Source organism: Enterococcus sp. AZ103 (assembly GCF_051714685.1).
Taxonomy (GTDB): Bacteria; Bacillota; Bacilli; order Lactobacillales; family Enterococcaceae; genus Enterococcus_A; species Enterococcus_A alishanensis.
This window is the reverse complement of the sequence record NZ_JBIOSI010000001.1, coordinates 1,921,383-1,935,013: the sequence shown is the minus strand read 5'-3', so window position 1 is coordinate 1,935,013 and position 13,631 is coordinate 1,921,383. Positions and strand designations below refer to the sequence as shown.

Annotated in this window: 13 protein-coding genes; 2 read left to right on the top strand and 11 right to left on the bottom strand. The window is 35.6% G+C overall.

Annotation, left to right across the window (positions count from 1 at the left end; all coding sequences use genetic code 11):
* Positions 1-23 precede the first annotated feature (23 nt).
* Entirely contained in the window at positions 24-752 is a 729-nt protein-coding gene (locus ID741_RS09685; protein WP_438719828.1) for an alpha/beta fold hydrolase, read from the top strand.
* A gap of 1 nt (position 753) precedes the next feature.
* Positions 754-3,330, top strand: a complete 2,577-nt coding sequence (gene mprF / locus ID741_RS09680; protein ID WP_438719827.1) for a bifunctional lysylphosphatidylglycerol flippase/synthetase MprF — start codon at positions 754-756, stop codon at positions 3,328-3,330.
* 17 nt (positions 3,331-3,347) lie between these two features.
* On the opposite strand, the gene ID741_RS09675 is transcribed toward mprF, so the two are convergent.
* From ID741_RS09675 to truB, 11 genes are all read right to left on the bottom strand, one after another.
* On the bottom strand, positions 3,348-3,830 hold the full coding sequence (locus ID741_RS09675) for an IS1096 element passenger TnpR family protein (protein ID WP_438719826.1): 483 nt from the start codon (positions 3,828-3,830) through the stop codon (positions 3,348-3,350).
* A 22-nt stretch (positions 3,831-3,852) separates the two neighbouring features.
* Positions 3,853-4,155, bottom strand: a complete 303-nt coding sequence (locus ID741_RS09670; protein ID WP_438719825.1) for a hypothetical protein — start codon at positions 4,153-4,155, stop codon at positions 3,853-3,855.
* A 7-nt stretch (positions 4,156-4,162) separates the two neighbouring features.
* Positions 4,163-4,384, bottom strand: a complete 222-nt coding sequence (locus ID741_RS09665) for a hypothetical protein (protein ID WP_438719824.1) — start codon at positions 4,382-4,384, stop codon at positions 4,163-4,165.
* A 102-nt stretch (positions 4,385-4,486) separates the two neighbouring features.
* On the bottom strand, positions 4,487-5,641 hold the full coding sequence (dnaJ, locus tag ID741_RS09660) for a molecular chaperone DnaJ (protein WP_438719823.1): 1,155 nt from the start codon (positions 5,639-5,641) through the stop codon (positions 4,487-4,489).
* Between the two features lie 147 nt (positions 5,642-5,788).
* Entirely contained in the window at positions 5,789-7,624 is a 1,836-nt protein-coding gene (gene dnaK / locus ID741_RS09655) for a molecular chaperone DnaK (RefSeq protein ID WP_218325037.1), read from the bottom strand.
* Between the two features lie 48 nt (positions 7,625-7,672).
* Entirely contained in the window at positions 7,673-8,209 is a 537-nt protein-coding gene (grpE, locus tag ID741_RS09650) for a nucleotide exchange factor GrpE (RefSeq protein WP_218325036.1), read from the bottom strand.
* A gap of 26 nt (positions 8,210-8,235) precedes the next feature.
* Positions 8,236-9,273 carry a heat-inducible transcriptional repressor HrcA gene (hrcA, locus tag ID741_RS09645; RefSeq protein ID WP_218325035.1) on the bottom strand — a complete coding sequence of 346 codons (1,038 nt, stop codon included), beginning with the start codon at positions 9,271-9,273 and terminating at the stop codon, positions 8,236-8,238.
* A gap of 110 nt (positions 9,274-9,383) precedes the next feature.
* A complete protein-coding gene (gene hemW, locus ID741_RS09640; RefSeq protein WP_438720462.1) occupies positions 9,384-10,541 on the bottom strand; it encodes a radical SAM family heme chaperone HemW in 1,158 nt (385 codons plus the stop codon).
* An 89-nt stretch (positions 10,542-10,630) separates the two neighbouring features.
* On the bottom strand, positions 10,631-11,548 hold the full coding sequence (locus ID741_RS09635; RefSeq protein WP_438719822.1) for a DMT family transporter: 918 nt from the start codon (positions 11,546-11,548) through the stop codon (positions 10,631-10,633).
* Between the two features lie 109 nt (positions 11,549-11,657).
* On the bottom strand, positions 11,658-12,605 hold the full coding sequence (gene ribF, locus ID741_RS09630) for a riboflavin biosynthesis protein RibF (RefSeq protein WP_218325033.1): 948 nt from the start codon (positions 12,603-12,605) through the stop codon (positions 11,658-11,660).
* Complete coding sequence (gene truB / locus ID741_RS09625) at positions 12,605-13,537, bottom strand: tRNA pseudouridine(55) synthase TruB (RefSeq protein WP_438719821.1); 933 nt, start codon at positions 13,535-13,537, stop codon at positions 12,605-12,607. The genes ribF and truB overlap by 1 nt, the downstream gene beginning before the upstream one ends.
* Between the last annotated feature and the right edge of the window lie 94 nt (positions 13,538-13,631).

Below are 13,631 nucleotides of genomic sequence, written 5' to 3'. Positions count from 1 at the left end.
CTAATGTAATAGTAGGTGATGATGTGAAAGTGAAAAATAAAACAGTGGTTGTAGCAGACGGTTCAGAAATATATTACGAAAAATATGGTAGTGGTAGTGCCTTGTTCTTACTTCATGGAAATGGTGGTAGTGGGAAATATTTCTCAAAACAATTAGAAAATTTTAGTCAGTACTTCACTGTGTTTGTGGTTGATAGTCGTGGCCATGGACGGTCAACAAATACAAAAAAAGTAACGAGTTTTCAATTAATGGCAGATGATCTATTGGCAATTATGAAACAAGAAAAAATTGAAAAAGCTGACTTGTTGGGCTTTAGTGATGGTGCAAATTTAGCGATGGTTTTTGCCCATCTTTATCCGGATCATTGTGACCATTTAGTATTAAATGCGGGAAACACATTGGTCAGCGGTGTTCGCTTGATACCTCATCTAGCAAGTTATTTACAATATGCTATTGTTTGGTTAGGTTCCTTCTTTGATAAAGGGATGCGGAATTTTTTACCTATTTTGAAATTACTGTTTCATGATGTTGGTTTAAATAGTCAAGATCTAGCAGAAATTACGGCACCAACGTTAGTTATAGTTGGAAAACATGATGTTATCAAAACGAGTCACTCAATGTATTTAGCCCGTACCATTCCCAATGCTAGCTTTGCACTAGTTAAAGGTCAAGGTCACATGTTTGCCAGAAGAAATCCAAAACGATTTAATGAAGAAGTATTACGCTTTCTTCTAGAAAGTACGAGGTCTTAAAATGGAAAAACTGATTGATTGGTTTAAACGAAACGCCAAAAAAATAAAAACAATCTTTTTAATATCTGTAATAGTGATTGTTTTCTACGAATTATCGAATATTGCTAAGACTATCTCGTTTCATCAATTAAAGGATATTTTTTCAAATATCCCGCCGATTAATATTTTATTAATGGCTTTAATAGGTTTGATAGCAATTCTTCCAATGTTAGGCTATGACGTTATTTTGAATCAACTCTTAGGTCAAAAACCAAAAAAAACTTATCTCCTAGAAACTAGCTGGCTAGTGAATACTTTGAATAATTTAGCTGGGTTTGGTGGTTTTATCAGTGCCGGCCTCCGCTCAGAATTTTATGGAAAACAAAATACTGGAAAAAAAGTTGTTCAAGCTTTATCCAAAATATTAATCTTTACCATGTCGGGGCTTTCGTTATATGCCCTCCTTTCCTTTTTCCTAGTTTTTTTTGATGAATCAAATAGTTATTTAAGCCAGTATTGGGTTTGGTTAATTGCCGGCGGTTTATACTTCCCGATTGTTTTTTGCTTAAGCTTATTTGGTAAAGGTGAATACTTAGGTGACTTGTCTCACCGTCATCGTTTCCAATTAATCTTAACTTCTGTCTTAGAATGGTCTTTTGTTTTAATTAGTTTTATTGCTACTGGATTATTAATGGGGCTCTCATTTGAAATTCGTGAGGTCATTCCATTATTCATCGCTGCTACCGTAATTGGGATTGCCTCAATGATTCCAGGCGAATTAGGTAGTTTTGATTTAATGATGATTATTGGCTTATCCGCTCTAAATATTAATCGTGAAACTGTTGTCGCATGGTTGTTATTGTTTAGACTTTTTTATTATATTGTGCCATTTATTATTGGGGTTACTCTCTTTATTAAAAATTTCAATACAACAATCAATCAACGCTATAATGACATTCCTATCAATTTATTGAAAGAAATCTTTCATAAAGTTGAAGTATTCCTACTATATCTGACTGGCATCATGATGGTTTTATCAGCAACAATTCCAGAATTCTTTTTCAGGTTTAGCTGGTTTAATCATCTTAACCCGATTCAATCAAGAGTCATCGTTGTTTTTCCAGCAATATTGCTAGGTTATTTATTAATTATTGCTGGTCGTGGTATTCAAGCCAGAGTCAAACGAGCTTATTGGCCAACTATTCTTTTAATTCTTTTGACTTTTATCTATGCATTTTTTGCTGGCTTCCAATTGTCAACAGGGATTTTTCTTTTGTTTTTACTATTTTTCGTTATTTTCTCTAAAAATGAATTGTATCGAGAACAATTGGTTTACAGTTGGGAATGGCTAACAATTGATGGACTTATCTTTGGTGGATTAGCTATTTTGTATATTGTTATTGGCGTTTATAATAGTCCCCACATCCATCATCGCCACCATTTGCCAGAATTTTTCTTATTTCCTAGTGAAAGGATTTGGGGAGTTGGCTTTATTGCCATCTTAGTCGTATCACTGATTGTATTATTCTTTGTTCGCTATTTAAAAGGGAAAAAAGTGAAGATTGGCGAAGACTTAGATGCACAAAAGATTGAGACTATTTTAGCAAATTATGGTGGAAATGCTGATAGTCAATTGGTCTTTTTAAAGGATAAACAGGTCTATATTTACAATAATGGCGAAGAAGATACTGTCTTTTTCCAAATGTCTAGCTTTAACAATAAGCTTTTAGTCATGGGAGATCCTTCAGGTAAAAAGGAAGATTTTGAAAAAGCGACCGAAGAGTTTATTGAAATTGCTGATCGTTTCAATTATCAACCTGTTTTTTATGAAAATAGCGAAGACATGGTGATGTTGTTACATGAAGTCGGGTATGATTTTATCAAGTTTGGCGAAAAAGCCCATGTTTACTTACCAGACTTTACTCTAAGCGGAAAAAAAATGAAGGGTCAAAGAGCCAGTTTCAACAAAATAGTAAAACAAGGCTTTATCTTTGAAGTCATTCAACCACCATTTTCAAAAGAAATAATCCAACAATTAAAGGATATCTCTGATGAGTGGTTAAATGGTCGTAAAGAAAAAGGCTATTCCCTCGGCTTTTTCTCAGAAGATTATTTACAACGTGCACCCATTGGGGTAATCAGAAATGAAAATCAAGAGATCGTTGCATTTGCTAATTTTATGCCAACCTATACAAATAACCAACTAGCAACCATTGACCTTATGCGGCATAGTCCGACAAAAGCTCCTGGGGGAACGATGGACTTTCTATTTATTAATTTGTTCCAATATTTTCAAGAACAAGGTATCCAATATTTTGATTTGGGAATGGCTCCTTTAGCTAATGTAGGAACTTCTCGAAAAAGTTTTACTCAAGAACGAATTGCCTACCTAGTCTATAATTTTGGTTCTCGTTTTTATTCTTTTGGCGGCTTAAAAGAATACAAAGATAAATATGCTACCAAGTGGTCTGCGGCTTATGTTCTTTATCCACGAGATAGCTGGATCGGCTATGTTATGGCTGCCCTATTGATTACTGACAATGCACCTGTTTTAAATGATGCACATTCAAATAAAAGAAAATGGCGCAATAAGTTTTAAAACTTACTGCGTCATTTTTATGTCATTTCTTTATGCCAATAGACAGATAGTTTTCGATTGATTTCTTCTAGTTGAGGTAATTTTTGCTGACTAACGTAAGGATTTTCACCGACCAGCTTAGCACAAATCGGTTGAACTTCCCGAAAGAAATCTTCGAAACCAAGTAAATCTTCTACTTTCACTTTTAAAACTAATTCATTTCCCAAAGAAGAGTAATAATAGCGAAAAGGTTCCTTATTTTTCCCCATAAAACTTGTAACTAACTGATCTTCAACATTAACTAGATGACTCTTCAAATAAGTTTCAGTTAACTCTTCGACTCCTTGAATTTGCCCTTGCAAAGCTTTAAAAGAATACTTCCCTTTACGATCTATTTGAAAAATCATTTGCATAATGTCACTTAATTGCCGATAATTAATTTCTTCTGGAACTAATAATCTCCGCCAAACAGGTGGTTTTTCACCAACAATATCAACTCGTAACTGAAATCCCTTTAGCATGCCGTCATCATCTTCAAACGGCTCAAAAAAAATCGATCTCCATATTAGGAAAAGGAATGACATTACTTTTCGTATGTGGTTTATCATGATTAATTTCATTTAACATCGTTTTAGTAACTTGAGCAAAATCAATAATTTCATTATCAGTCATTTCAACCAACAATTTTCTCTTATCTGCTCCCCAAAAGCTTGAATCAATCAATCGGTAAAAAAATAAGTTTTTGTTTTCTTGTAGTAGTGTCTGTATTTTTTTAAAATCCTCTTTAGAAATTAAATCAACTTGTCTTAACTCAAAATATAGGTCCATCAACGCTTGATAAATCAATAAGCCTTCACCAAAAAAAAACGGGGAAATCTTTAGGAATGTCCACAGTATAAACTTGCAGAACAGTCTTAGAATCCACTAATTTATAGCTAAACTTTTGTTTATCTACGCGATCTAAGAAAAAATCAATCGTATCTAAAAGTGAATCAGCATCATCCATACTACCTACAAATAAATAATGATAAAAATCTTCTGCTAATCGATTAAATAATTCTTCAATTTGTCCCATAAGACCCCTCCTTATATTTAATTATAACAAAAGAGGACTTCTGGGTCTGTATTTGATTAATAAAAAGAACAACCGAAGTTTTATCCTCGATTGTTCTAAACTTTATTTTTTTCCACCGAATGCATCTTTGACCTTATTGAAAAAACCTTCTTCTTTTTGCTCAGAAACGGTTTGCCCACCTGCTTCAGCGAAAGTTCTTAAAGCTTCTCTTTGTTGGTCATTTAAATTCTTAGGAGTGACAATTTTTACTGTTACTTGTTGATCGCCATTTACATTTCCTCTCAAACGTGGTGCACCTTTACCACGTAAGCGGAATTTTTGTCCTGTTTGTGTTCCAGCAGGAATTTTTAATTTAACGTCACCATGAACTGTTGGTACCGCAATTTCATCACCTAATGCTGCTTGAACAAAGCTCAATGGTAATGTGTAATAAATTTCTGGTCCTTCACGATCAAATATATCACTTTGTTTTACTTGGAAAACCACATATAAATCGCCATAAGGTCCTCCATTTGTACCTGCTTCACCTTGTTCAGCTAAACGCATTTGTTGACCATCTTCTACACCTGCAGGCACATTTACTTTTACAGTGTGTGGACGTTTTTCATGTCCTGAACCATGACATGTTGGACAAGGATCTTTGATTTCTTTACCTGTCCCATGGCAGACATCACATGTTTGACGACTAACAACTCGTCCTAAAGGAGTTTGATGTTCAACATTAATTGTTCCGGCACCATGACATTTATGACAAACTTCCGGTTGTGTTCCTGGTTTTGCTCCATTACCGTGACAAGTATGACATGTTTCCTCACGGTTATATTTAACATCTTTTTCAGCACCAAAAATTGCTTCTTCAAATTCCAAGGTAACTGAATATTGTAAGTCAGCACCTTGCCTTGGTGCAGTAGGATCCGCTTGACGTCCGCCACCAGCTCCTCCAAAAAATGATTCAAAGATATCTTCAAAGCCAAAACCAGCTCCGGCGCCACCAAATCCGCCAAAGCCACCAGCTCCACCGCCAAAGTTTGGATCGGTTCCCGCGTGACCATATTGATCATAGGCTGCTCGTTTTTGAGGATCGCTTAAAATTTCATAGGCTTCGGAAATTTCTTTGAATTTTTCTTCTGCATCGGCTTCTTTATTAATATCTGGATGGTATTTTTTTGAAAGCTTCCGATAAGCTTTTTTTATCTCATCATCTGAAGCTCCTTTTTGTACCCCAAGGAGTTCATAATAATCCCTTTTTTCAGCCATTTGTTTTCCTCCATAAAATAGAATCGCTAGTATTGTATCACAATGTTTCCATTAACGATAGATGAATACCAGCTAAATCAGAAACGAGACTGAGACAAAAACCAAAATGTTTTTTGCTTCAGTCTCGCTATCTAATTATTCTTAAGCTTATTTATCTTTGTCGTCGCCGTCAACTTCTTCAAAATCAGCATCTACGACATCATCCGCGCCACCTTGTGCAGCTTCTGGATTTTCTTCTGCTTGTTGTTGAGCTGCTTGTTCATAAAGTTTTACAGTTAAGCTTTGAACGATTTCATTCAATGCATCACGTTTAGTCTTCATGTCTTCGATGTTGTTAGCTTCAACAGCAGCTTTTAATTCATCGCGAGCTTCTTCGGCTTTTTTAACTTCTTCAGCGTCAACTTTTCCTTCTAACTCTTTCAAAGTTTTATCAACTGAGAATAATAAGGCATCAATGTCATTACGTAAATCAACTTCTTCTTTACGAACTTTATCAGCTTCAGCATTTGCTTCTGCATCTTTAACCATCCGTTCGATTTCATCATCAGATAAACCTGAAGAAGATTTAATCGTAATTTTTTGTTCTTTTTGTGTGCCTAAGTCTTTGGCAGAAACATTTACGATCCCGTTTTTATCAATATCAAATGTTACTTCGATTTGAGGAATACCACGTGGAGCTGGTGGAATATCAGTTAATTGGAATCTACCTAAAGTTTTATTATCAGTTGCCATTGGACGTTCACCTTGTAACACGTGAATATCTACTGCTGGTTGGTTATCAGCCGCTGTCGAGAATACTTGAGATTTACTTGTTGGAATTGTTGTGTTGCGGTCAATCAATTTAGTGAAGACTGAGCCCATTGTTTCAATCCCTAGAGATAATGGAGTGACATCAAGTAAAACAACATCTTTTACATCACCAGTGATAACGCCACCTTGAATAGCAGCACCCATGGCAACTACTTCATCTGGGTTCACTGATTTATTTGGTTCTTTAGCAGTTTCTTTACGTACTGCTTCAACTACTGCTGGAATACGAGTAGAACCACCAACTAAAATCACTTCATCAACTTCTGATTGAGAAAGTCCAGCATCTTTTAATGCTTGACGGACTGGTGTTTTAGTTCTTTCAACTAAATCAGCAGTAATTTCATCAAATTTTGCACGAGATAACGTATTTTCTAAGTGTAATGGACCAGCATCGCCTGCTGTAATAAATGGTAAGCTAATTTGAGTTGAGCTTACACCAGATAAATCTTTTTTGGCTTTTTCAGCTGCATCTTTCAATCTTTGCATAGCCATATTATCTAAACTTAAGTCAATACCATTTTCTTTTTTAAATTCAGCAACCAGATAGTCAATGATCTTGTTATCAAAATCATCCCCACCTAAATTGTTGTCACCAGCTGTTGATAATACATCAAAGACACCATCACCTAATTCAAGGATTGATACGTCAAATGTACCACCACCAAGGTCAAATACTAAGATTTTTTGGTCTTTGTCAGTTTTGTCTAAACCATATGCTAAAGCTGCTGCAGTTGGTTCATTAACGATCCGTTCAACTTCTAAACCAGCAATTTTACCAGCATCTTTTGTTGCTTGACGTTGACTATCATTAAAGTAAGCAGGAACAGTAATAACTGCTTTTTCAACTTTTTCACCTAAATAATCTTCTGCAAAACCTTTCATATATTGTAAGATCATTGCTGAAATTTCTTGAGGTGTATAAGATTTGCCATCCATTTCAACTTTATAACCAGCTTCACCCATATGACGTTTGATTGATGAAACAGTATGTGGATTAGTAACCGCCTGGCGTTTTGCTACTTCACCAACTTGGATTTCTCCATTTTTGAATGACACAACAGAAGGAGTTGTACGGTTACCTTCTGGATTTGCAATAATTTTTGCTTCATTACCTTCTAATACGGCAACGGCAGAGTTTGTTGTACCTAAGTCAATACCAATAATTTTACTCATAATTTTCAGTCTCCTTTATTTTTTAAGCTGACGAATCAGTGAATTTTTTTATTGTGCGACAATAACCATCGCTGGGCGTAACACGCGATCATGTAATTGATAGCCCTTTTGCAATACTTCCACAATTGAATCTGTAGGAACATCATCAGTTGCAGGAATTGTTTGCACTGCTTGATGCAGATTTGGATCAAATACAACATCAACTGCTGGAATTTCTGTAATTCCTTCTTCTTTCAAAGCTACAGTCAGACTTTCTAACACCATTTCCACACCTTTTTTAAGGCTAGCACCTTGATCATCATTTACTTCAGTAGCTAATGCACGTTCAAGGTTGTCAATCACAGGTAGAATTTTTTTAGCTAAATCTTGTGAACGATACTTAACTAATTGTTCTCGCTCATTTTTGTTGCGGTTTTGCATATTAGCAATTTCTGCTCGTGCCCGCAAAAACTTATCTTCCATCTCATTAAACTCTGCGGTTAATTGATCAAACTCAGAAATTTCGTTTTCTTCAATTGTTGTCTCAATTTCCTGATCCATTTCTTCATTCAATTCCGCATCATCGTGTTTGTTTTTTTCTGCCACTTTGCTCTTCCTTTCTGAGGAATATTTTAGTGATTCAAATCAAGGGAACGATAATAATCATCCAGTATTGCTGTCAGTTCGTAACGAAAAACATCTAATAAACCAAATATTTTCGAATAAGGCATTGAAGTCGGTCCCAATAAAGCAATTGTGCCGCGACCATGACCAATAATTTGATAGTTGGCTTGCACCATTGTCAAATTATCAAACATGCGATCTCCCAATTCAGCACCCATGCGAACATGAATCTCTTGATCAGTTGGTAAAAGTAATTTTGTCAATTCATCGGAATCTTGCATCAATGAATACATTGATTTGAACTGAGATAAATCGTCAGGATTTGCGTTCAAAATATTCATCCGACCACTGACAAAAACTTTTTCCTCAAAAGCTTCATTTAAAATGATATCGAACAATCGGCCAATACCATCAGTTGTTTGAAAATAACGATGTAAAATCATCGGAATTTCCGTTCTTAACTTCTGATAGACTGTTAAGAGCGGTTGACCGACTAGACGGTCATTAATGATCTTCACCATTTTTTCTAAGTCACTGCTTGCTACATTCTCAGGAATTCTAAAGACTTGGCTTTCTACATTTCCCTTGTCTGTCACGATAATTGCTAAAATCTGACGGTCATTCAAAGGAACAATTCTAAACCCTGTCAACGTCCGGTCCTTCATCTCAGGTCCTAAAGAAAATGCTGTATAACTAGTAACTTCTGATAAAATTTTGGCTGATTGTGAAATAATATCATCAATCTCATGAATGTCTTTTTTTAAGGAAGAACGAATTTGCTCTACTTCTTGCTTATTCACCTTAGCTGGCGTCAATAAATGATCAATGTAATAACGATAACCTTTTTTCGAAGGTACTCGTCCGGAAGATGAATGAGTCTTTTCAATTAAGCCATTTTCTTCCAATACTTTCATATCATTGCGAATTGTTGCCGAGCTTGCTTGTACGCCTTCTTCCATCAACCTTTTCGAACCAACTGGCTGACCAGTTTCAGTAAAGTCTTGGATGATCAAGCGGAGAATTAAATTTTGCCTTTCCGTTAACATATGCTCACCCTCTGGTTGGCACTCTTTATCTTTAAGTGCTAACTCGATTATAAATATACCATAATTGTAGATTAAGTCAAGAGAAAAGACAAAAAAATTAGCACTCTCTATTAAAGAGTGCTAATCGCATCATCAATTAAAAATTTTTCAAAGACTTCATTGCCTTTAAACATACCTGCCTGAGTTAAAAAGATTCGTTGATCACTGATTTGAAGCAATTTTTCATTGACTAATTCTTCAATGACTAGTGAATAAATATCTTCAATTCTTCTACCAAAGCGTTCTTTAAATTTTTCTTTAGACACGCCTTCTTTTTTTCGTAAACCTAAAAATAGTTCCTCTTCTATTTGGCTTTTAACAGTCAAAAATTCTTCTTCAATAATCGGTAATTGATCCTCTTTTAGAGGCTGTAAATAATGTTGAATCGGTCCACGATTTTTATAGCGTTTATCTCCTAAATACCCACTAGCTCCCGCACCAATTCCAAAATAATTTTGATTGTTCCAGTAAACCATATTGTGTTGACTTTCATAGCCGGGTTGAGCGAAATTACTGATTTCATATTGTTTTTTGCCGGCTTTTTCCAATGCTTCCATCACTTCTAAATACATTTGCGCTTCGATATCTTGCTCCGGTAAAATCATTTTTCCTTTACGAATCCAATTCATAAACATTGTTTTATTTTCCAAAATTAAAGAATACAACGCATAATGCGGCAAATCTAAAGCCAAAGCTTGCTGAATCGTCTCACGAAAACTTTCTAATGTTTGTCCCGGCAGAGCGTAGATTAAATCAATCGTGATATTATTAAAGTCCATTTTATCCAGCAATTTGATTGAATCATAGACATCTTCAGCGGTATGTTTTCGCCCAATTTTTCTTAATAAATGATTATCAAAAGTCTGAACACCCATTGATACACGATTCACACCATTATTCTTAAAAACTTGAAGTTTTTCTTCGGTTAAATCTCCCGGATTTGCTTCAACCGTAAATTCACCTTCACTATAGGGCAGAATTTCCCTTAAGCCTTTCAATAAAACCTCTAATTGATTGGCTGAAAGAGATGTTGGTGTACCTCCACCAACATAAATGGTGGGAACATTTTCCACTGGATATTCGATTAACTGTAATTTTGTTTCATTTAAGACAGCTGCAATATATTCATCTACCGGTTGCCCCTCAATAAAAACTTTATTAAAGTCACAGTAATAACATAGATGTTGACAAAAAGGGATATGAATATAGGCAGACGTTGCTCGGTTCATTTGGTTCATTTCTCGGTCTCCTTGTTGAATCTGCTAACAAAGTTTAACATGAATCATTAAATAAAAAAACATCCAAATAGATGGATGTTTCAACGCATTACTTTTATACTCATCCCAGCAACAATACATGCGAGACCAAAAAAAGTCACAATATTTGGTAATGGATCTCCTAAAATAATAATTCCTAATAAAACGGAAAAAACTACTTCTAATGACTGCGTTGCTTCTGTCGTGGCAAGTAATCGCAAATTATCATGCACCATTTGGGTACCTCGGAAAAACAAATAAGTAGCAATCACTCCTGATGAAAGTGCTACAATAAAACTTGCCGTTACCTGGCTTTGACTCGGCAAGCCACTACGTACGAACGCGATAACGCTGCAAATAAGCCAAGTTGGCAAACTACAAATAAGCATCGCTAAAATTCTTTCCATCGTTGTTAAATTGCTCCCTTCCACATTTAACAACATAACTTTTCGATTGCCTAATGGATAAGCAAAAGCTGCGACTAAAACAACAAAAAAAGCTAGTAAACTATTTTGCCAAGAACTAGCAGAAAAATGACTGGATTCCACCAATACTATTCCAAATAAAATAACTGCAAAACAAAACAAATCAAAGGTTGTCATGTGACTGTCTATTTTTGCTTGATTCGTTTTTGCTAAGAACGGTGCCAAGATACTACCAGCAATAATTGTAATCTGCCAGGTACTCGCCACTAACCAGCCAGGTGCCAAGGTGGACGCAAAAGTCAGCGGAACATAAAACAAACCAAAACCAACTTGACTCCATAAAATCCAGCGTAAAGGTGAGCGTTTGATCTCATTAAAGACTTTTCGAAGCTGATGTCTTTTTCTTGCTACGATAAAAAAGAAAAATGGCAGCATAATTAAATAACGGAGTGCGGCAGTCCAAAGCCAATCGCCGCCATCTAGAGACATCACTTGGTTTAAAACAAAAGTTATCGAAAAGAAAAAAGCTGAAATAACTCCTAATAAAACTGCCATTAACTCACTCCCGTCAATGATTGATATCTTTATTATATAGAAGAAATCACACGCGATCAAAATATTTTTTAGTTATTCTAATAGTTTTTGCAAAAAAACTCATCAATAACTACTTGATGAGTTCAAAATATTTACACGTATTCTCTTTGTCTTGCTCTAATTGTTGAATTAGTTCCTCTGCCGATGAAAATGCTACTTGACCTCTAAGCAAATGATACCAACGAACTTTTACTTTTTCTCCATAGATATCTTGGTCAAAATCTAAAATATTCAACTCAACTGTTAAGGGACGATTTGCTTCAAAAGTATCATTATGTCCAATCGATCCCATTGCCTGATACCACTTATTGCCGACAAAAATCTCATTGGCATACACGCCCTCTTTAGGTAAAAGAATATCATGATCAATTAAAATATTGGCTGTTGGATAACCTAGCGTGCGTCCTCTAGCATCACCATGGATAACAGTTCCTTTAGTTTCATAGACATAACCTAATAATTCATTTGCCGCCTCTAAATCGCCCTCTGATAACAATTGGCGAATGCGAGAGGAAGAGATTTTTTCACTGTCTTTAGTTTTTTCTGAAACAACAACTGTTTCGAAACGATTTTTAGCATAGATCGGCAAGTGATCAACATCGGCATCTTTTCCTTTACCGCCATAAGTATAATCAAATCCTACTACTGCGACTTTCCCATGAAGCGCAACTATATATTCATCAACAAATTTCTGCGGATCCTGTCCAGCAAATGCAGAGGTAAAGGCCACTTCATATAAATAATCAACACCTAAATTTTTCATTAAAACTTCTTTTTGTTTTAAGGTCGATAAATACTTAATCGGTGTCTCTTTTACTTTACTAAATACAACTGCAGGATGTTGATTGAAAGTCATGACTGCGAGTTTTAAGTTCCGCTCATGCGCAATTTGTTTACCTTTTTCAATAACTTCTTGGTGTCCTCGATGCACACCATCAAAAAAGCCCAAAACCAATACGACATCATCATCGGGAATCATCGCTTTTTGATAAGGATGATGTAGTTTAATTACTTCCATTAATTTGACTCCTGTTCATTTCGAATGACTTTACTAGGTTTTAATAACCAGTTTTTTTCTGGATGTTGCTGATATAGACTAACCAATTGATCTTGATAAAAAAAAGCAATTAATGGCGCAGGCAATTGCTTGTAACCAAATTCTTTAATTGGCATTAATTGCCCATTTTTTACTTTCTGCCATTGATTGTCAGTCAAATTGACTCTTGGAAAATCTGTTACTGCCGATTCGATTGGCTGTAATGCTTGATTCATTTGATTATTTTCCATTAATTCAGCTACTTGAGCTAGGGTTCTCGCCTGTCCTGCTGAGTAACCGCCACTGGCCAAACGGGTTAAGTCAGACATATGGGCTGGATAACCCAACTTTTCTCCTAAATCAACTGCCAATGTTCTGACGTAAGTTCCTTTGCCACAGTCTACTTGAAAACGCCAAGAAAAAGTATGCTTTTCTAGATTATAGATTGGCTCACTAATACGTTCAAAGCTTTTAATTTCAGCTTGTCGAATTGGTCTTTCGACAGTTTCACCAGCGCGAGCATACTCGTAAAGCCTTTTGCCCTTCACCTTGACAGCTGAAAACATTGGAGGTACCTGAATAATTGTACCGATAAAACTTGTCATCATTTGATCGATTTCTTCGGTTGATAGAGGTTCTTTCACCTCTTTTTTCTCCACAATCTCGCCTGATGCATCTTCTGTAGTCGTCGAAAAACCTAAAGTAATTTCTCCTTGATAAATTTTCCCATTGTCTTGCAAATATTCTATGACTTTTGTGCCTTTACCAATACAGATTGGTAAGACACCATCGACATCAGGATCTAAGGTTCCTCCATGTCCAACTTTTTTTGTCTGCAAAATTTTTCTTAATTTAAATACGCAATCATGACTGGTCATGCCGCGTTCTTTCCATAGCGGTAAAATGCCATCCATTTACATTTCCTCGTTTCTTATTCAACTCACATATTATAGCATAGCAAAAAAAGGGTGTCAGAACAAAAAGATTTTGCCTCTTTATTCTGACACC